This is a genomic window from Nonomuraea sp. LP-02 (genome assembly GCF_036289125.1).
GTDB lineage: Bacteria > Actinomycetota > Actinomycetes > Streptosporangiales > Streptosporangiaceae > Nonomuraea > Nonomuraea bangladeshensis.
In genome coordinates, this window is sequence record NZ_JAXCLK010000001.1 from 2,676,519 (window position 1) to 2,693,996 (window position 17,478).

General features: G+C 73.4%; 19 protein-coding genes and 1 pseudogene. 12 read left to right on the forward strand and 8 right to left on the reverse strand.

Features of this window, described 5'->3' with window-relative positions; all coding sequences use genetic code 11:
* Positions 1 to 2: 2 nt before the first annotated feature.
* Genes SMD20_RS12400 through SMD20_RS12410 form a run of 3 tightly spaced genes read left to right on the forward strand, consistent with a single transcriptional unit; the run spans position 3 to position 3,796 of the window.
* On the forward strand, positions 3 to 1,865 hold the full coding sequence (locus SMD20_RS12400; RefSeq protein ID WP_329579384.1) for a prolyl oligopeptidase family serine peptidase: 1,863 nt from the start codon (positions 3 to 5) through the stop codon (positions 1,863 to 1,865).
* Entirely contained in the window at positions 1,862 to 3,163 is a 1,302-nt protein-coding gene (locus SMD20_RS12405) for a M20/M25/M40 family metallo-hydrolase (RefSeq protein ID WP_329579387.1), read from the forward strand. The genes SMD20_RS12400 and SMD20_RS12405 overlap by 4 nt, the downstream gene beginning before the upstream one ends.
* A 33-nt stretch (positions 3,164 to 3,196) precedes the next feature.
* Positions 3,197 to 3,796, forward strand: coding sequence for a TIGR03086 family metal-binding protein (locus SMD20_RS12410; RefSeq protein ID WP_329579390.1), 600 nt, complete (start codon positions 3,197 to 3,199; stop codon positions 3,794 to 3,796).
* On the opposite strand, the gene SMD20_RS12415 is transcribed toward SMD20_RS12410, so the two are convergent.
* The 3 genes from SMD20_RS12415 to SMD20_RS12425 form a co-directional block, all read right to left on the reverse strand.
* A complete protein-coding gene (locus SMD20_RS12415) occupies positions 3,793 to 4,536 on the reverse strand; it encodes a DUF427 domain-containing protein (protein WP_329579393.1) in 744 nt (247 codons plus the stop codon). The genes SMD20_RS12410 and SMD20_RS12415 overlap by 4 nt on opposite strands.
* A gap of 40 nt (positions 4,537 to 4,576) precedes the next feature.
* On the reverse strand, positions 4,577 to 5,161 hold the full coding sequence (locus tag SMD20_RS12420) for a hypothetical protein (RefSeq protein ID WP_329579396.1): 585 nt from the start codon (positions 5,159 to 5,161) through the stop codon (positions 4,577 to 4,579).
* 76 nt (positions 5,162 to 5,237) lie between these two features.
* Positions 5,238 to 6,101: a DUF72 domain-containing protein gene (locus tag SMD20_RS12425; protein ID WP_329579399.1), complete on the reverse strand. Its 864-nt coding sequence runs from the start codon at positions 6,099 to 6,101 to the stop codon at positions 5,238 to 5,240.
* 44 nt (positions 6,102 to 6,145) lie between these two features.
* Here SMD20_RS12425 and SMD20_RS12430 point away from each other — a divergent pair, with 44 nt between their 5' ends.
* The gene (locus SMD20_RS12430) at positions 6,146 to 7,003 is read left to right on the forward strand and encodes an NAD(+)/NADH kinase (RefSeq protein WP_329579402.1); all 858 of its coding nucleotides are present in this window, start codon (positions 6,146 to 6,148) and stop codon (positions 7,001 to 7,003) included.
* Between the two features lie 48 nt (positions 7,004 to 7,051).
* On the opposite strand, the gene SMD20_RS12435 is transcribed toward SMD20_RS12430, so the two are convergent.
* Positions 7,052 to 8,527 (reverse strand): YibE/F family protein, encoded by a 1,476-nt coding sequence (locus tag SMD20_RS12435; protein ID WP_329579405.1) that lies wholly within the window; start codon positions 8,525 to 8,527, stop codon positions 7,052 to 7,054.
* A 72-nt stretch (positions 8,528 to 8,599) separates the two neighbouring features.
* On the opposite strand from SMD20_RS12435, the gene SMD20_RS12440 reads away from it, so the two are divergent.
* Both SMD20_RS12440 and SMD20_RS12445 read left to right on the forward strand, forming a co-directional pair.
* Positions 8,600 to 9,307 (forward strand): DUF72 domain-containing protein, encoded by a 708-nt coding sequence (locus SMD20_RS12440; protein ID WP_329579407.1) that lies wholly within the window; start codon positions 8,600 to 8,602, stop codon positions 9,305 to 9,307.
* Complete coding sequence (locus tag SMD20_RS12445; RefSeq protein ID WP_329579410.1) at positions 9,307 to 10,275, forward strand: magnesium transporter CorA family protein; 969 nt, start codon at positions 9,307 to 9,309, stop codon at positions 10,273 to 10,275. The genes SMD20_RS12440 and SMD20_RS12445 overlap by 1 nt, the downstream gene beginning before the upstream one ends.
* 16 nt (positions 10,276 to 10,291) lie before the next feature.
* Here the strand turns inward: SMD20_RS12445 and thrS are convergent.
* Positions 10,292 to 11,491, reverse strand: a pseudogene (thrS, locus tag SMD20_RS12450) (threonine--tRNA ligase); the annotation flags it as partial.
* Between the two features lie 188 nt (positions 11,492 to 11,679).
* Here thrS and SMD20_RS12455 point away from each other — a divergent pair.
* Positions 11,680 to 12,651, forward strand: a complete 972-nt coding sequence (locus SMD20_RS12455) for a helix-turn-helix transcriptional regulator (RefSeq protein WP_329579413.1) — start codon at positions 11,680 to 11,682, stop codon at positions 12,649 to 12,651.
* 6 nt (positions 12,652 to 12,657) lie between these two features.
* Here SMD20_RS12455 and SMD20_RS12460 read toward each other — a convergent pair whose 3' ends face one another.
* Positions 12,658 to 13,233 (reverse strand): NADPH-dependent FMN reductase, encoded by a 576-nt coding sequence (locus SMD20_RS12460; RefSeq protein WP_329579416.1) that lies wholly within the window; start codon positions 13,231 to 13,233, stop codon positions 12,658 to 12,660.
* Between the two features lie 88 nt (positions 13,234 to 13,321).
* Here SMD20_RS12460 and SMD20_RS12465 point away from each other — a divergent pair, with 88 nt between their 5' ends.
* Positions 13,322 to 13,666 (forward strand): winged helix-turn-helix transcriptional regulator, encoded by a 345-nt coding sequence (locus SMD20_RS12465; RefSeq protein ID WP_329579419.1) that lies wholly within the window; start codon positions 13,322 to 13,324, stop codon positions 13,664 to 13,666.
* Positions 13,667 to 13,670: 4 nt separating this feature from the next.
* Here the strand turns inward: SMD20_RS12465 and SMD20_RS12470 are convergent, their stop codons facing one another.
* Positions 13,671 to 14,108 carry an ATP-binding protein gene (locus tag SMD20_RS12470; protein WP_329579421.1) on the reverse strand — a complete coding sequence of 146 codons (438 nt, stop codon included), beginning with the start codon at positions 14,106 to 14,108 and terminating at the stop codon, positions 13,671 to 13,673.
* A gap of 187 nt (positions 14,109 to 14,295) precedes the next feature.
* Here SMD20_RS12470 and SMD20_RS12475 point away from each other — a divergent pair, with 187 nt between their 5' ends.
* On the forward strand, positions 14,296 to 14,763 hold the full coding sequence (locus SMD20_RS12475) for an adenylyltransferase/cytidyltransferase family protein (RefSeq protein WP_329579425.1): 468 nt from the start codon (positions 14,296 to 14,298) through the stop codon (positions 14,761 to 14,763).
* 17 nt (positions 14,764 to 14,780) lie between these two features.
* Here SMD20_RS12475 and SMD20_RS12480 read toward each other — a convergent pair whose 3' ends face one another.
* Positions 14,781 to 15,650: a glycerophosphodiester phosphodiesterase gene (locus SMD20_RS12480; protein ID WP_329579428.1), complete on the reverse strand. Its 870-nt coding sequence runs from the start codon at positions 15,648 to 15,650 to the stop codon at positions 14,781 to 14,783.
* A gap of 178 nt (positions 15,651 to 15,828) precedes the next feature.
* Here SMD20_RS12480 and SMD20_RS12485 point away from each other — a divergent pair, with 178 nt between their 5' ends.
* The 3 genes from SMD20_RS12485 (at position 15,829) to SMD20_RS12495 (ending at position 17,413) form a co-directional block, all read left to right on the forward strand.
* Complete coding sequence (locus tag SMD20_RS12485; RefSeq protein WP_329579431.1) at positions 15,829 to 16,494, forward strand: DUF1345 domain-containing protein; 666 nt, start codon at positions 15,829 to 15,831, stop codon at positions 16,492 to 16,494.
* Positions 16,491 to 16,871, forward strand: a complete 381-nt coding sequence (locus SMD20_RS12490; protein ID WP_329579433.1) for an STAS domain-containing protein — start codon at positions 16,491 to 16,493, stop codon at positions 16,869 to 16,871. The genes SMD20_RS12485 and SMD20_RS12490 overlap by 4 nt, the downstream gene beginning before the upstream one ends.
* Before the next feature lie 71 nt (positions 16,872 to 16,942).
* Positions 16,943 to 17,413, forward strand: coding sequence for an SPW repeat protein (locus SMD20_RS12495; RefSeq protein ID WP_329579435.1), 471 nt, complete (start codon positions 16,943 to 16,945; stop codon positions 17,411 to 17,413).
* The last annotated feature ends 65 nt before the right edge of the window (positions 17,414 to 17,478 follow it).

Below are 17,478 nucleotides of genomic sequence, written 5' to 3' on the forward strand. Positions count from 1 at the left end.
TGATGAGCATTCGACCGATCGACGTGGCCCGTACCGACGGCGGCCCCCAGTGGGTGGAGGCGGTGGCCACGCCCGCCGGCGTCGAGGTGTGGTGGGACGAGCCGCGTCCCCATGAGGGCGGCCGCCGGTGCGTGGTGCGCAGCTTGCCGGACGGCACGCGTACGGACGCGCTGCCGCCCGGCTGGAACGCCCGCAACCGGGTGGTCGAGTACGGCGGCCGCTCCTGGCGCCCGCTGCCCGGCGGCGGCCTGGTCTTCACGAACTGGGCCGACCAGCGCCTCTACCGCCGCGACGGCGGGGCCGAGCCGGTCCCGCTCACCCCGGAGGGCCCCGCCAGGTACGCCGACCTGTACCTGCCGCCGGGCCGCGACGAGGTGTGGGCGGTGCGCGAGGTGGACGACGTCCGCGACCTGGTGGCGGTGCCGCTGGCGGGCGGCGAGGTCCGGGTGGTCGCGAAGGCCCAGCACTTCCTCATGAACCCCCGCCTGTCGCCGGACGGCCGGCACGTCTGCTGGATCGGCTGGGACCACCCGAACATGCCGTGGGACGGCACCGAGCTGTGCGTGGCCCCGCTCGGCGCGGACGGCACGGCGGGCGCGCACCGCGTGGTGGCGGGCGGCCCGAGCGAGTCGGTCGCCCAGGCGGAGTGGCGCGACGGGGCGAGCCTGTACGCGGTGACCGACCCCACCGGCTGGTGGAACATCCACCTCGTGCCCCTCGACGGCTCCCCCTCGGTCAACCTCACCCCGATGGAGTCGGAGTTCGGCGCGGCCACGTGGAAGCCGGGCATGTCGTTCTTCGCCGTGGCGGCGGACGGCCGGCTGGCGGCCCTGTACGGCACGGCCGACCGCCGCAGGCTCGGCGTGCTCGACCCGGGGAGCGGCGAGCTGCGCGAGATCGGCGGGGAGGCGACGTACTGGGCCTCGACCGTGTCGGTGGCGGACGGGCGGGTGGCCGGCGTGGCGGCGACGCCGTACACGCCGATGGAGGTCGTGCTGCTCGATCTGGACGGCGGCGCGCCCGAGGTCGTCTCGGCGCCCAAGCCGCTGCCGGACCGGGCGCTGCTGCCCGCCCCGGAGGCGGTGACGGTCGAGGGCGTGCACGCGCACCTCTACCCGCCGTCCGAGGCGCCCGCGGGGCCGGCCCCGTACGTGATCTTCGTGCACGGCGGGCCCACCGGCCACATGCCGATCGTGCTCGACCTGGAGATCGCCTACTTCACCAGCCGCGGCATCGGCGTCGCCGTCGTCAACTACGGCGGCTCGACCGGCTACGGCCGCGCCTACCGGGAGCGGCTGCGCCACCAGTGGGGCGTGGTGGACGTGCAGGACTGCGCCAGGGTCGCCCGCGGCCTGGTCGAGCTGGGCCGCGCCGACGCCGCCAGGCTGGCGATCCGCGGCGGCAGCGCGGGCGGCTGGACGACGGTCGCCGCTCTGGTGCACAGCGACGTGTTCGCGGGCGGCGTCGCCCACTACGCGATCACCGACCCGGAGAGCTGGGCGGCCGAGACGCACGACTTCGAGTCCCGCTACCTGGACGGCCTGGTGGGCCCGCTGCCGGAGACCCGGCAGCGCTACACCGAACGCTCGCCGCTGCTCAACGCCGCCCGCGCCTCGGGCCCGTGCCTGATGCTGCACGGTCTGGAGGACGCCATCGTGGACGTGAGCCAGGCCGAGCGCTTCACCGCCGAGCTGGACCGGCACGGCAAGGAGTGGGCCCTGCTGACCTTCCCCGGCGAGCAGCACGGCTGGCGCAGGGAGGAGACCATCGTCGCGACGCTGGAGGCCGAGCTGGCCTTCTACGGGCTGATCTTCGGCATGGAGACGCCCGAGGTGCCGCCGCTGACCCTGAAGGGACGAGTGTGAAGAGCGTCGCCGAGATCTGCTCGGATCTGATCAGGTTCGACACCACCAATCCGGGATCCGGGGAACGCCCCGCGGCCGAGTACACCGCCACCCTGCTGGCCGACGCCGGCCTGGAGCCGGTCGTGTTCGAGGCGGCGCCGAAGCGGACCACGGTCGTCGCGCGGATCGCCGGCGACTCGCCGGACGCGCTGCTCGTCCATGGCCACCTGGACGTGGTGCCGGCCGACCCGGCCGAGTGGCGGATGCACCCGTTCTCGGGCGAGATCGTGGACGGCTGCGTGTACGGGCGCGGCGCGGTCGACATGAAGGGCTCGTGCGCGATGACCCTGGCGGCCGTGCTCGGCATGGCGGCGCGCGGCGAGCGCCCCAGGCGGGACCTGGTGCTCGCGTTCCTGGCCGACGAAGAGGCGACCGGCGACCACGGCTCGCGGCACGCGGTCACCGAGCACCGCGAGCTGTTCGACGGGGTGAGCGAGGCGATCAGCGAGTCCGGCGGGTTCAGCGTGGCCTCCGGCGGGCACCGGGTGTACCCGATCGCGGTGGGCGAGCGCGGCACCGCCTGGATGAAGCTGACCGCGCACGGCGTGGCCGGGCACGGCTCGCGCCCGCCGGTGGACAACCCGGTCGCCACGCTGGTCCACGCCCTGTCCCGCGTCGCCTCCCACCGCTGGCCGGTACGGCTGACGCCGTCGGTGGCGGCGCTGCTGAAGGAGCTCGGGGAGATCACCGGCCGGCCCGTGGACCTGGACCGGCTGGACGAGGAGGCGGCCCGGCTCGGCCCGCTCGGCGGCCTGTTCAAGAGCCAGATCCGCAACTCGGCCAACCCGACCATGCTGGACGCCGGCTACAAGGTGAACGTCGTCCCCTCGACGGCGGAGGCGCACGTGGACGGGCGGTACCTGCCGGGGCAGCGCGAGGAGTTCCTGGAGACGATCGACGAGCTGCTCGGGGCGAAGGTGACCCGCGAGTTCGTCAACCTGGAGGACGCGCCGGACGCGCCGTACCCGTCGGCGTTCTTCGACGAGCTGGCCGGGGCACTGACGGCGGAGGATCCGCTCGCGCGGCCGGTGCCGTACGTGATGGCGGGCGGGACGGACGCCAAGTCGTTCGCCAGGATCGGCATCAAGGGCTACGGCTTCGCCCCGCTCATGCTCCGGCCCGACCTGGACTACTTCGGCATGTTCCACGGCAAGGACGAGCGGGTGCCAGTGGAGGGACTGGAGTTCGGCGTCCGCGTTCTCACCCGGCTCCTGGCAGGCCGACCCGATCCAATAGTGGAACAAAGCATTCCGTTCTGATAGAGTGGAGTCACCACGAAAGGGGACTCACACATGAGCGGCATCACCAGCGGTTGGGACGTTCTGGACGAGGCACACGAGGCGCTCCGCACGGCGGTCGCCGGCGTCCCCGCCGGCGGCTGGGACCTCCCCACGCCTTGCACCGGCTGGAACGTCACCGCCGTCCTGCAGCACGCGGCGGGCGACCAGCTCGGGTTCGCCGCCGCGCTCACCGGCGAGCCCGGCCCGGACTTCGACCCGTTCTCCCCCTCCGGCAAGCCGGAGCAGGACCCGGTGGCGTTCCTGGAGGCGGCGCTGACCCGCTCGGCCGCCGCCTGGGCGGCCGTCGATCACGACGCCGCCGAGGTGCCCACCCCGGTCCCGCCGCACCGCATGACGGCCTGGTCCGGCATGGCCGCGTGCGCGCTCGACGCCGCCGTGCACGCCTGGGACATCGCGGTGGCGGCCGGCGCGCCCTCGCCGCTCACGCCCGGTCTGGCCCGGCCGCTCATGCGGGTGGCCCGCGAGATCGTCGAGCCGCTGCGCGCGTGGGGCGCGTACGCCGCCGCCCTGGCCCCCGAGCAGGGCGACGACGACGTGGCCGCGCTGCTGCGCTACCTCGGCCGCGACCCCGAGTGGCGGCCCGCCGCTTAGGAGAACTTCGTCCTCGGCCGCTCCTGGAGCTCGCCGTCCACGTAGATGTCGAGCTTCTCGTTGTAGAACGCGATCAGCCCGGCGATCCGCTCGCTCTCCGGCAGCGGCGTTCGGTAGGACCAGGCCAGGTCCTTCTGCCCGTTGACGGACCAGTATTCGGCCGTCCCCTTGTAGGGGCAGCGGGTCACGGTGTCGGTGTGCTCCAGCAGGTCGAGCCGGACGTCCGTCTTCGGCAGGTAGTAGCGCGCGGGCAGCCCGGTCTCGAACAGGACGCGGGCGCCGCGCGAGTCCGCCACGGTCACGCCGTCCACCTCCACCCGTACATGCCGGGAGGTGGGCAGGATGTCCACCCGCGTGTACGGGTCGCGCGCGTGGACGTAGACCTCCTCGTCCTCCTCGAACCAGGCGTCCATCGCGTCCCACTCGAACCTGACGTGCCCGCGGATCTCCTCCAGCGGCGAGTCCGGGAAGGTGAGCGCCGCGTCGGGCGCCTCGGCGGCGCCGCTCGTCACGGTGTGCACGACGCCCTCGCCGCGCGACGGCGAGTGCTTCGTGGCGCCGGTCGCCTTCAGCGCCGACTCGTCGACGTCGGCGAGCGGGAAGTAGTAGGTCGGATAGTACGGGACCTCCCACACGAGGAGGGCGGCGGTGGTGTCGGCCACCGCCCGGCCACCCAGGTAGGCCCTGACACGCTTGGCCGTGCGCTCGACGCGCACCCGGCCGCGAGCTGCGGTATCCATGAACGCGGCAACCCCGCCGCGGGCCCGCCTATTCCGGCGTTCAGAGCCCGAAGGCGGTCAAAGTGGCCCAGGTCGTCAGCGCGCCGACCGCCGTGCCCGCCGCCACCTGCGGCCACGTGTGGTGCGACAGCCGCACCCGCGCCCAGCAGATCAGCGCCACCACCGCCGCTCCGGCGAGCAGCGTCGGCGCGGACGGCAGCACGTACGCCAGCACGACGACCGTCCCCGCCGACACGGCGGCGTGGAAGGAGATCTTCCACCGCAGCGTGATCGGCACGGTCACCGCCAGCGCGACCAGCATCGCGGTCACGGTGGCCACGAGCAGCAGCGGCGCGCCCAGCAGGATGAGCAGCAGCAGCGCCACGAGCACCGCCGCCGCGGCCGCCATGAGCGGCCCGGCCCGCCGCGCGCGGTCCACGATGTGGTGGGAGTCGAGCCGTCCCGACCGCACCCCGGCCGCGATCACCGCCGCCGGTACGCCGCCGCACAGCGCCGAGGCCACCAGGCCCCACGCGGCCCCGCTCCAGCCCTGCGCGATGAGGCCGACGAGCGGCGGCATGAGGATCACCAGCACCTGGGGCGCCAGCAGGTCCGTCACCCGTCGCGCCAGCGAGTCGGCCGTCATGCCTGGAAAGGTTACGCGATCATGGGCCGCGGCCCGATCACACCGGTCCGCCGCGTGTCCCCCGCCGGGCGCCGGCTCAGAAGAGGGTCAGGGGCTCGTCCTCGGCGGGCAGCGGCATCGGCTCGGGCAGCGGCTCCAGCTCGGGCAGGCGGGCCCGTACCTCGTCGTGGAAGCGCCGGGCGAGCTCAAGGGCGTCGGCGTTGTCGGGGGTGTGCACGAACACGGTCGGCGAGCGGCCCTCGCGCAGCCACGCCGTGACGGTGTCCAGCCACGGCCGCCAGCCCTCCACCGTGCGCTCGGTGGCGTCGCGGCCGAGGTAGCGGACGATCGGATGCCCGGTCAGCGCGCGGGTCCTGCGCGGCACGCGGGGCTTCTTGGTCCACGCGTCGCGCTCGGCGTCGCTGGTCGGCGGCGCGGCGAACAGCACGGTGGTGTCGAACGGCACCCACTCGGCCCCGGCCGCGTCCAGCACCCGCTCCAGGGACCGCTCGGCGCGGGCGTCGGCGAAGAACGCCGGGTGCCGCACCTCGACGGCGCACCGATAGGTGCTGGGCACCCGGCGCAGGAACGCCGCCAGCGCCCCCAGGTCGCCGGGCCCGAACGAGCCGGGCACCTGCACCCAGAGCGCGTGCGTACGCGACGCGATCGGCTCCATCGCGTCCAGGAACGCCCGCACCGGCTCGTCGGCGTCCACCAGCCGCCGCTCGTGCGTGACCGGTTTGGGAAACTTCACCACGAACCGGAAGTCCGGCGGCGTCTGCCGCGCCCACGACTCCACGGTGTCGCGCGACGGGGTGGCGTAGAAGGTCGTGTTGCCCTCCACCGCGTTGCACCAGGTCGCGTACGCGCCCAGCCGCTCCCCCGCCGGCAGGTGGGGCGGCAGGAACCGCCCCGGCCACTTCGCGTGCGTCCACATCGCGCATCCCACATGAAGCCGCATGCCCTCGACCGTAGCGGAGGAGAGGCACCGCATAGGCTGGGCGTATGGGCATGGTCGGGACGGTCGGGCTGGTGTTGCATCCGGAGCGCGACTCGAAGAAGGCGATCGACACCATCCTGCGCTGGGCGGGGGCCAAGGACGCCACTGTGCTCGGCCTGCCGGAGGAGGTCGGGCGGATCGACTGCAGCGCGGTCGCGGTGGACGCCGACGCGCTGGTCGAGCGGTCCGACCTGCTGGTGGGGCTCGGCGGCGACGGGACGATGCTGCGCACCATGCGGCTGCTGGCCGGGCGGCCGACACCGATCCTGGGGGTCAACCTCGGGCGGCTCGGGTTCCTCGCGGAGATCGACGTCGACGAGCTGGCGGACACCCTGTCGGCCATCGACGGGCACCGCTACACGGTCGAGCCGCGGATGGCGATCAGGAGCCGGGTGGGGGACACGCACGTGACCGCCTTCAACGACATCGCGCTCGTCCGCATCCCCGGCGAAGGGCTCGCGGGCGTGGCGGTCACCCTGTCGGGCAGCGACTTCGTCCGGTTCTCCGCCGACGCGGTGATCGTGGCGACCACCACCGGGTCCACCGCCTACAGCTTCTCGGCGGGCGGGCCGATCGTCTCGCCGCGGGTGGAGGCGGTGCTGGTGGTGCCCGCGGCGGCGCACTCGTCGTTCAACCGGGCGCTGGTGCTGCCCGCGGACGAGGAGGTGACGCTGGAGGTGCTGCCCAGCAGCGGCCGGCTCGCGGTCGAGGTGGACGGCGCGGTCGTCGGCCACCTGTGCCCCGGCGACTCGGTCACGGTCAGCGCGTGGCCGGGGGCCGCCAAGGTGGTGCGGGTCGGCACCACCTTCTACGAACGGGCCCGGCGCAAGCTGCGGGTGGACGGCAGCGCCGAGGCGTACTGACCCGGCCCCTGCTGACCCGGCCCCTGCTGACCCGGCCTCTCGCGCCGGTCAGGCGCGGCGGCGGTGGCGGGACGCGCGGCGTTCGGCGGGCGGCTGGGCGTGGGCGTGGGCGTCGTTCGCGCCCGACGACGGGTAGGCCGGGTGCGGGTCGGGGCGCAGCGCGGACGGGCCGCCGGGACGCTGCGGGGCCGGGGTGAAGAAGCCGCCCTCCGGCACCGGCGACTCACGGCGCTCGGCTTCGCCCTGCGCGGCCACGTGCCCGTCGCCGCCCACCCGGCTGAAGAAGTCGTCGTCGTCGGCGTCGTCGCGGCGGCTGAAGAAGTCTCCGGGCTCGTCCTCGGCCGGCTCCGCCTGCTCGGGCGCGGAGCGGGTGCGGCGGGAGGCGGCGAAGGCGGCCAGCGCCGTCGTGACGGGCACGGCCGAGATGAGGCCGAGCGTGCCCGCGATGCTGCGGACGATCTCCTGGGCGACCACCGGCGTGGTCAGCACCTCGCCCAGCGGCTGGGAGCCGATGCTGAACAGCAGCAGCAGCGGCAGCGACGCACCCGCGTACGCCAGGATGATCGTGTTGATGACCGAGGCGATGTGCGCCCGCCCCACCCGGGAGGCGGCCCGGTAGAGGCGTACGAAGCCGTAGGAGGGGTTGGCCTGCGCCAGCTCGGTCACCGTGACCGCCTGGGTGACGGTGACGTCGTCGAGCACGCCGAGCGCGCCGATGATGATCCCGGCCAGCAGCAGGCCCCGCGTGTCGATGGGCAGGCTCATGCCGACGGTGACGGCGACGTCGTCGGTGGCGCCGTTGAGCTGGGCGAACCCCAGCGCCGCGGACGACAGCCCGGCGGTGAGCGCCAGCGCGGCGAGCGTGCCGAGCACGGCCGTCGTGGTGGACGGCGAGAAGCCGTGCGTGAGGTAGAGCACGGTCAGCATGATCGCCGCCGCGCCGACGACGGCGACCAGGATGGGCGGCTTGCCCTCGATGATGCCGGGGATGACGAACGTCAGCAGCAGCACGAACGTCACCGCCAGCCCCGCCAGCGCAGTCACCCCGCGCCAGCGGCCGAAGGCGATCACCGCCAGCGCGAACGCCAGCCCGAACAGCAGCAGCGGCGTGCCCCGGTCGTGGTCGGAGAGCTGGTAGCCGCCGTCGGGGGCGCGCAGCAGGATCACCGCGTCGCCGGCGGCGAAGCGCTGCGCCCCGGGCCCGCTGGGCAGGCGGAGCTCGACGTCCTTGCCGGCGTCGGGCCCGTCGCCGACCTTGACGGTGGCCTTGCCGCACGTGGCGGGGTCGGGCCGGGGGGCGCCTTCGCTCACGGCCGTGCAGGGCGTGAGCGTGACGGCGGTGACGGTGCCGCCGATTCTCTGGCTGCCGGTCTCCGCCGGGGCCGCGGCCTGGCCGCCTTGCGGCCACAGCCAGATCAGCGCCGCCAGCGTGACGATCGCCAGCGGCACCAGAACCGCCAGCCCGGCCATGAGGGTGCGCCGCGACAGGGGCGCGGCCGGGCCGTGAGCGTGATTGGCGCCCATCGCGTGTTGGTCCTCCTCGCCTGACGAATAGTGACAGTACTGCACGGCGGGGGTCAGGGTAGGCGTAAAGCCGTGACATGGTTGGTGGGCACCTCGGGCTGGCAGTACAAGGACTGGCGGGAGGTGCTGTATCCGGAGGGGGTGCCGCAGCGGCTCTGGCTGGAGACGTACGCGGCCGAGTTCCCCACCGTCGAGAGCAACAACGCCTTCTACCGGCTGCCCCGGCAGGAGACGTTCGCCGCCTGGCGGGAGCGCACGCCGGACGGGTTCGTGATCGCGGTCAAGGCGAGCCGGTTCCTCACGCACATCAAGCGGCTGCGGGATCCCGAGGAGCCGGTGCGGCGGCTGATGGACGCGGCCGCGGGGCTGAAGGAGAAGCTGGGCCCGATCCTGCTGCAGCTCCCGCCCACCCTGCGGGCCGAGCCTGACCGCCTCGACCAGTGCCTGGCCGCCTTCCCCGCCGGGGTGCGGGTGGCGGTGGAGCCCCGGCACGAGTCCTGGTGGACCGGCGAGGTCAGGGGCGTCCTGGAGGCGCGCGGCGCGGCGCTGTGCTGGGCGGACCGGCTGGACCGGCCGGTGAGCCCGCTCTGGCGCACCGCGGACTGGGGGTACGTGCGCCTGCACCAGGCGGCGGACGGCTGGGAGTACGGCGAGCCCGTCCTGTCGGCGTGGGCGGCCCGGATGCGCGAGGCGGGCTGGGACGACGCGTACGTCTACTTCAACAACGACCCGGGAGGCGCCGCGGTGCGCAACGCGCGGCTATTTGCCACACTCGCGTAGTGCACACGCGTCTGTACAGGAACGGCGTCCTCGAGAAGGAAGGGTTCCCGATCGAGGAGGTCTCCGACTACGTCGGCGATCCGGACAACACGGTCTGGTTCGACCTGTGCGCGCCCGCGCCCGGGGACCTGGCCGTGCTCGGGCAGGAGCTGGGGCTGCACGAGCTGGCCGTCGAGGACGTGCTCAGCGGCCCCCAGCGCCCGAAGGTGGACGTCTACGACAACCACCTGTTCCTCACGGTGTACGGCGTGCACGTCGACCAGGGCCGTCTGGAGCCGGTCGAGGTGGACGTCTTCGTCACCGCCAACGCCCTGGTGACCGTCCGCGGGAGCGAGCGCTTCGACATCGGCGCGGTGACCCGCCGCTGGGACGCCGCCTCCCGCCTGGCCGGGCACGGCGTGACGTTCCTGCTGCACGGCCTGCTCGACTACGTGGTGGACGGCCAGCTCGACCTGGTCCAGGACCTCGACGCGCAGGCCGAGGCCCTGGAGGAGTCGCTGTTCGAGGACGACGTCCGCGACGGCAGGGAGCTGCAGCGGACCATGTACGAGCTGCGCAGGAACACCACCCGCCTGCGCAAGATCGCGATGCCGATGCGCGAGGTCCTGGGCACGCTGCTCCGCCCCGACCAGGACTTCGTCGGCGACGCGGCGATGACCCCCTACTACGAGGACGTCCGCGACCACGTGCTGCGCACCACCGAGTGGGTGGGCGAGGTCCGCGACATGCTGGCCAACGCCCGCGAGACCCGCCTGGCCCAGCAGGGCTTCCGGCTCAACGACATCATGAAACGCATCACGAGCTGGGCGGCCATCATCGCCGTCCCCACGATGATCACCGGTTTCTACGGGCAGAACGTGCCCTATCCGGGCTCCGGCGAGCCGTGGGGATTCTGGCTGTCGTCCCTGCTGGTGGCGGTCACGTCGGTGGCGCTGTACGCGGTGTTCAGGAAGAAGGACTGGTTATAGGGTCCGGCAGGACCGGTCAGGGGAACGGCCGCGCCTCGGCGGCGAGCCGCTCGACCGGCACGTCCCCCGCCTGGCCGCCGTCCCGCAGCCGCACCGACGCGCCGCCGGCCGCCGCCTCGCGCGGCCCCACCACGAGCTGGTACGGCACCAGCCGGTGCGCCCTGATCCTGGCCCCGAGGCTGCCCCGGTCGGCGGGCGCCAGCTCGGCCCGCAGCCCGGCGGCCAGGCACCGGCGCAGCAGCCCGTCGGCGGCGGGCAGCTCGGCGTCCGACAGCGGCAGCACCACGGCCTGCACCGGCGCGAGCCAGGCGGGGAACGCCCCGGCGTGCACCTCGATCAGGTGCGCGACCAGGCGTTCGAGGCCGCCGACGACGCTGCGGTGCACCATGACGGGCCGTCGCGGGCCGTCGGGGCTCACGTAGGCGAGGTCGAAGCGGGCGGGCTGGTAGAGGTCGACCTGGACGGTGGACAGGGTGCTCTCGCGGCCGGCCGGGTCGGTGATCTGGATGTCGATCTTCGGGCCGTAGAAGGCGCCCTCGCCGGGCTCCTCGTCGTAGTCCTGGCCGCGTTCGTCGAGCGCCTCGCGCAGCAGGGACTCGGAGCGGGCCCACATGGCGGGGTCGTCGACGTACTTGCCGCCCTCGCCGCGCAGCGACAGCCGGTGGCGGACGGCGCCGACGCCGAGCCGCGCGTGGGCCTGCGCGATGAGGTCGAGCGCGGCCGAGACCTCGGCGGCGGCCCGCTCGGGCGGGCAGAAGACGTGGCCGTCGTTGAGCTGGATGGAGCGCACCCGGCTGAGGCCGCCGAGCACGCCGGACGGCTCGGAGCGGTACATGCCGCCCAGCTCGGCCAGGCGCAGCGGCAGGTCGCGGTGGCTGCGCTGCCGGGAGCGGTAGACGATCGCGTGGTGCGGGCACAGGCTGGGGCGCAGCACGAACTCCTCGCCGCCGACGCTCATCGGCGGGAACATGTCCTCGGCGTAGTGGGCCCAGTGGCCGGATCGCTCGTAGAGCTCGCGTTTGCCGAGGACGGGCGAGTTGACGTGCTGGTAGCCGTTGCGGCGTTCGAGCTCGTGCACGTAGTCCTCGACGGCCTTGCGCACCGCCGCGCCGGCGGGCAGCCAGTAGGGCAGGCCGGAGCCGATGAGCGGGTCGGTGTCGAAGATGCCGAGCTCGCGGCCGAGTCTGCGGTGGTCGTTCATGATCATCCTTTCGCGGGAAAGGGCGAACGACCAGCGGTCCCGGGCGTTCGCCCGGGAAGCGTGGAGTCAGCGCGCCGGGACGGGGTCCGGCGTCGTCGTGGCGAGGACGTGAGCGCGCTGCATGGCATCACGGTAGCACCCCGGCCCCGCTGAAAATAATCTTCAGCGGGGCCTCGGAGATTGGCGAATGATATAAAGGGGCGGTGGCCGAGATCACCCTGGACGTCCGCCATCTCCGGGCGTTCGCGGAGGTCGGCTATCAGGTGGCGGGCGGCGGCGACGCGCACGCGGCGATGGCCGCGCTGCGCAGGGTGGTGCCGCTCGACGCGTACGAGTTCGTCGCGTTCGATCCGGCCACCGGGCGTCATCACAGCGTCGTCTCCGACGGCCATCGGCAGATCGACCGCGACGCCGCCGAGGAGTACGCCGGGCTGGAGGCCTACCGCCGCGCCCGCGCGACCCGCTCCCCCGTGCCGATGCCCGAGCCCTGCACCGAGCGCTACTTCCGCCGTCACCTCGCGCCCTACGGCTGGCGGGCGGGCCTGACCGCGCCGCTGTTCCTGCCCGAGGGCCGCTACACGGGGCTGCTGCACCTGGCCACCCGCGAGACGTTCCCGATCCGGACGGGGGCCGTGGTGTCGGCCGTCAGCCCGCTGCTCGCGCACCTCACCGACCTGAGCCGATGCGTGATCGACCCGGTCGGCCTGCCGCCGGGTTTCCGCGCGGTGGCCTTCGACCGGCTCGGCGTCCGGCGCGAGGTCCCGGGGCGGGAGCCGTCGCCGGCGCTCTGGGACGATCCGGCCGTGGCGGCCTACGCCCGCGCGTTCATCGACTCGCGGGAGCTGAGCCGCCACGGCCTCTGGCTGGACGGCGGCGGGCGCTGGCACGAACTGCGGCTGGTGCGGGCCGGCGTCGGGTTCCAGGGGTCGCTCCAGGGGGCGGTGGCCGGGGAGCGGCCGTGCGTGCTGCCGTACGAGCTGACCGGCCGCGAGGTGGACGTGCTCACCCGGGTGGCGGCGGGCGACTCCAACCCGCAGATCGCCGCCGCGCTGGTGCTCAGCGTGCGCACGGTGACGACGCACCTGGAGCACATCTTCGCCAAGCTCGGCTGCGACAGCCGCACCAGGCTCACCACGAAGGCGCTCGCGGAAGGGCTGTGCCGCCTGGACGTGTGAGGCCGGTCAGGACGCCAGGCGCATCGGGCGCAGCGCCCCGCCGACCTTGGCCAGCTCGGCCAGCATGGCGTCGGCGGCGGCCACGGTCTCCTCGCCGGCGCGGAACGTGCCGTCCTCGGCCAGGAAGCGCGGCAGGAACGGGATGTTCACCGCCTCCGACACGGGAACCATCTTGAGCAGGCTGATCACCGCGCGCAGGGCGGCGACGGCGCGGGTGCCGCCGGAGACGCCGCCGTAGCTGACGAAGCCGGCCGGCTTGTACTTCCACTCGTGGTGCAGGTAGTCCAGCGCGTTCTTCAGCACGGCGTTGAAGCTGTGGTTGTACTCGGGGGTCACGAACACGTACGCGTCGCCGCGCTCGACGGTGGCGCTCCACTCCTTGGTGTGGGCGTTGACGTACTGGCGCAGCCGGGGGTGGTTCGGCTCGTCCAGGAACGGCAGGTCGACCTCCGCCAGGTCCACCAGCTCCACCTCGAACAGCCCGGAGGCGGTGGCCCGCTCGGCGAACCAGTCGGCGAGGGCGCGGCCGGAGCGGCCGGGGCGGGTGCTGGCGACGATGACCTGCAGAACGGGCTTGTCCATGACTCTCCTCTTGGTGCTGTACTGCCGGAACGCAGCACTCAACATTATTGAGTAGCTCAACATTCCTTAGCAAATGTAGGATCAAGAGGTGAGCTCGGATTCCGTCTGCACGCGCTTCCACATCGCCCTGGAGCTGATCGGCGCCCGCTGGTCCGGCGCCGTGATCCACATGATCTTCAAGGGCGCGCACCGCTACGGCGACATCAAGGCGGCCATCCCCGGCATCAACGACACGATGCTCGCCCGCCGCCTGCGCGAGCTGGAGTCGGCCGGGCTCGTCGAGCGCCGCGTCCTCGCCACGTCCCCGGTACGCGTCGAATACCACCTGACCCAGATGGGCGAGGAGCTGCGCCCGGTGCTGGACGAGCTGGTCACCTGGTCCCACAAGTGGATCCCGCTCCCCGGCGACCGCCCCGGGCAGGCGGCCGGATGAGCCGCTAGACGGCGACCGCCGCGACGCCCGCCTGCAGCAGCTCGAACCAGACCGTGGTCGAGCCGTTCTCGCGGGTGAAGCCCCAGCGGTGGCTGAGCGCCTCGATGAGCGGCAGGCCGCGCCCACTGGTCGACTGCGCCCCCGTACGGCACACGCACGGCGGCCCGTCCGACCCGGCGTCCTCCACGCGCACCCGCACCACCGACGGCGAGCTGGTCACGCTCACCGTGAACGAGCCGCCCGCGCCGGAGCGGGTGTGCAGGACCGCGTTCGTGGCCAGCTCGCTGGTGAGCAGCACCACGTCGTCGTGGAGCGGATGATCGCGGCCCAGCGCGTCGGTGACGATCCCCCGCGCCCTCGCCACCTGGGAGGGCGCCCCCGGCAGCCGGACCACGAAGTCGCCCCCGTCGACACCCCCGTCAACGCGGTGAAAGTCCGGCATCAGCGACCTCCCCCATGATCGTGCCCGAACCCGGGCGGCGTTATGAGACGCGCCGCGCCCGTCTTCCGGAGCCTCGCCAAAAGGTAGGAATGCACTTTCCCATGGTCACCTGCACGGCCCTCCTGAGCGACCGAGTACGCTGCGATCGACGAATCGTCTAGGCCGGCAGGGCAGCGGAGGAGGTCGCGTGAGCAGCCTGGAGGCCCTCTGGGTGCAGCCGTACGACCGGCCGGGGGCGGCCGTCGTGACCGGGGTCTTCGACATCCTGCACGTGGGCCACGTGCGCTATCTCGGCGCCGTGGCGGCACGCGGGCTGCCGCTCGTCGTCGGCGTCGAGGACGACCCCCGCGTGCGCGCGTGGAAGGGGCCGACCCGCCCGCTCAACCCCGCCGCCGAGCGGGCCGAGGTGCTGGCCGCGCTCCGGTTCGTCGTGGGCGTCTTCATCGTGACCGGCCCGCCCGAGGCGCACGGCCCGGAGGACTACATCGACCTGCTCGCCCCCATGAGCCCCCGCGCCCTGGCCCACACCGCGGGCGACCCGCACGCCGGGGCCCGCGCCGCGGCGGCGGCGATCCTCGGCGCCGACTGCTGGGAGATGGAGGCCATCCCCGGCCGCTCGACCACCCGCATCGTCAACGCCGCGGGAAAGGGCTGACAGGAGCGTCACAGGCGTCAATAGCGCAACACGTCCCGCAGACGGGACGGAACGCCCGTCATGATGCCGTCCACGCCGAAGGAGAGCAGGCGGCGCTGCACCCGCGGCCGGTCCGTCGGGCCGGCGTAGACCCGCAGGCCGCGTGCCTTGATCTCACGCACCTGCCCTGCGCTGAGCTGGGCGGCGTGCGGCAGGACGAGCGCGTCGGCGAAGTCCTCCACCTCGGACAGCTCCGCGCCGCTCCCGCCGAGCAGGAGGATGGGGACGTCGGGCACCGCGCGGTGCAGCGTACGCAACGCCCGCCGGTCGAATGACTGGAGCGCGAGGCGCCGGCCCTCCCACAGGTCCCGGTTCTCCAGCAGCTCGGCGGCCACCCGGCTGTCGATGCCGGGGCTGCGGGGCGAGTGCTTGATCTCCAGGAGCAGCCCGGCCCTGCCCTTGCCCAGCATCTCCAGGGCCTCCCGGAGCGTGGGCACGCGTTCGTTGCGGAAGCGCGGCGAGAACCACGACCCGGCGTCCAGGCGGCGGATCTCGGCGAGAGTGAAGTCGGAGACCCGCCACGGGCTGCGATCGGGGAAGACCTCCTCCACGTTCGTGGTACGGCCCAGCGTCTCGTCATGGATGAGCACGAGCTGCTGGTCCTTGGTCTGCTGGACGTCGAACTCGCACCGGTCGGCGCCCGAGGCGCTGGCCCTGACGCAGGCGGCGATCGTGTTCTCCGGCGCGATGCCGGAGCCCGCGCGGTGCGCGATGTTCTCGGCCCGCGCGAAGTGCGGCCTCGATGGCTTCGGCGGCCTGCCCGGCGAGGCCGTCGAGGCCCACGCCGTGCCGCCGAGAAGCGCCGTGCCGGTGAGAAGTGCGGCGGCGATGCCGATTGAGCGGTACATCTCCCTCCTTCACCCACTACGGAAAGTTATGTCGGACATACGGGCTGTGCCCGTTAAGAGGTTGATCACTCCCCTTTCGGGCAGGTCAGTGTTCGCGACCCGCCCCGCGGGAGATCATCCGGGGCGGCGCGCGGCGCTAGCCTGGACCCGACGTGGCAGGCGAACGGAGGGATCCCAGGTGGTGCGGCCGAAGCGGGTGTCCTGGCTGGCGGGGGCCGCGGCGCGGCGGACCGCGGAGATCGCCGCCGCGATCGGGGTCGTCGTCATGGCCGTGGCCGCGGCCCTCCTGCCGACGTCCTTCGTGCCGCTCATTGGCTGGGACGCCGCCGCGCTCGCCTTCCTCGCAAGCACCTGGTGGCGGATCGGCCGGCTCGACGGCTCCGCGACCGCCGCCGCGATCGAGAGCGAGGACCCGTCACGGGCGGGGGCGGACCTCGCGGTCCTGACCGCCGCGGTGGCCAGCCTGGTGGCCGTGGCCTACCTGGTCGTCCAGGCCAACACGCCGGGGGAGGTGGTGCTGCACGTGGGGATCGGCGTGGTCAGCGTGATGGTCTCGTGGGCCGTGGTCCACACGATCTTCACGCTGCGCTACACGCGGATGTACTACTCCCCCGACCCCTGGGGCGGGGTGGACTTCCACGACCAAGACCCGGACCCCACGCCCCGCTTCACCGACTTCGCCTACCTCGCCTTCACCGTGGGGATGACGTTCCAGGTCTCCGACACCGAGCTGAACAACGCCTGGTTCCGCGCGGCGGTGCTGCGCCAGGCGCTGCTGTCCTACCTGTTCGGCGCCGTCATCCTGGCCCTCACCATCAACCTGGTCGCGGGCGTGGGCCGGTGAGCCCGTCGAGCAACCGCCGGCTGGAGGTCGGCGACCGCCCAGCCGGCGACCGGGTCGTCGTGGTGACCGTGCGCGGGCCGCTCGACATGGACACCTGTCCCGTCCTGCAGGACGCGCTGGCCCGGGCGCTGACCGTGCGCGACCCGCCGCTGCTGGCGATCGACCTGAGCGGCCTGACCTCGGCGGACTCGTACGGGCTGACCGTCCTGCTGGCCACCGAGCGGCACGTGCGGACGACCGGAGGCGGCCTCGTCGTGTTCGGCGTCGGCCCGCTCCCCCGCCGCATCTTCCGCGACCGCGGCCTCGACCGGTTCCTGGACATCCAGCCGACGCTGGCCGAGGCCGTGCGGCGACTGGAGGACGGCCCGCTCCTTTGAATAGGCCCCTCACCAGGGGTATGAGGGCATGAGGCACCGAGGTCCGCGCACGTTCAGGAAGGCGGTGCACGATGGTGCGAACATCGGGGACGCGGGCGCGTCCCGACATGGCGGAAATGCGGCAGCACTACGAGGAGACGGCCTGCCGGGCCGGCTTCCAGGCGCTCGACGGGCTCACCCTTCTCGCCGGGCTCTATCTGGCGATCTCGCCCTGGGTGGCGAGTTTCACCCAGCTCGGCCGGCTCACCGTCAGCAACCTGGTGACCGGTTTGGCGGTGGCGGCCCTCGCCGTGGGCTTCGCCACGGCCTACGGCCGCACGCACGGGCTGGCCTGGGTGGCGCCGGTCATCGGCGTCTGGACGATCATCGCGCCCTGGGTCATGTACGGCAGCGCGGCCCCGGGCGGAGCCGTGCTGAACAACGTCGTCGTCGGCATCTGGATCGCCCTCACGGGCGTGGCGGCGGCCGGGATGGCGGCGAGCGGCCGCATGCTGCGTGGCCGGAGTCACACGCATGTGAACGGGACCCGGCCCACCAGGTGAGAGCCGCGCGATCCGGCTTTCCGGCCATTACTTCGGCCGGAAAGGTTCAGGTACGTCCTGATCTG

What these genes read in the sequence shown, in the direction of transcription:
- SMD20_RS12430 (WP_329579402.1), top strand. Translation starts at nt 6,146, where the DNA reads ATGGGCATGGTCGGGACGGTCGGGCTGGTGTTGCATCCGGAGCGCGAC.
- SMD20_RS12460 (WP_329579416.1), bottom strand. Translation starts at nt 13,233, where the DNA reads ATGGACAAGCCCGTTCTGCAGGTCATCGTCGCCAGCACCCGCCCCGGC.
- SMD20_RS12425 (WP_329579399.1), bottom strand. Translation starts at nt 6,101, where the DNA reads ATGCGGCTTCATGTGGGATGCGCGATGTGGACGCACGCGAAGTGGCCG.
- SMD20_RS12470 (WP_329579421.1), bottom strand. Translation starts at nt 14,108, where the DNA reads ATGCCGGACTTTCACCGCGTTGACGGGGGTGTCGACGGGGGCGACTTC.
- SMD20_RS12435 (WP_329579405.1), bottom strand. Translation starts at nt 8,527, where the DNA reads ATGGGCGCCAATCACGCTCACGGCCCGGCCGCGCCCCTGTCGCGGCGC.
- SMD20_RS12480 (WP_329579428.1), bottom strand. Translation starts at nt 15,650, where the DNA reads ATGTACCGCTCAATCGGCATCGCCGCCGCACTTCTCACCGGCACGGCG.
- SMD20_RS12495 (WP_329579435.1), top strand. Translation starts at nt 16,943, where the DNA reads ATGGTGCGAACATCGGGGACGCGGGCGCGTCCCGACATGGCGGAAATG.
- SMD20_RS12415 (WP_329579393.1), bottom strand. Translation starts at nt 4,536, where the DNA reads ATGGATACCGCAGCTCGCGGCCGGGTGCGCGTCGAGCGCACGGCCAAG.
- SMD20_RS12410 (WP_329579390.1), top strand. Translation starts at nt 3,197, where the DNA reads ATGAGCGGCATCACCAGCGGTTGGGACGTTCTGGACGAGGCACACGAG.
- SMD20_RS12400 (WP_329579384.1), top strand. Translation starts at nt 3, where the DNA reads ATGAGCATTCGACCGATCGACGTGGCCCGTACCGACGGCGGCCCCCAG.
- SMD20_RS12420 (WP_329579396.1), bottom strand. Translation starts at nt 5,161, where the DNA reads ATGACGGCCGACTCGCTGGCGCGACGGGTGACGGACCTGCTGGCGCCC.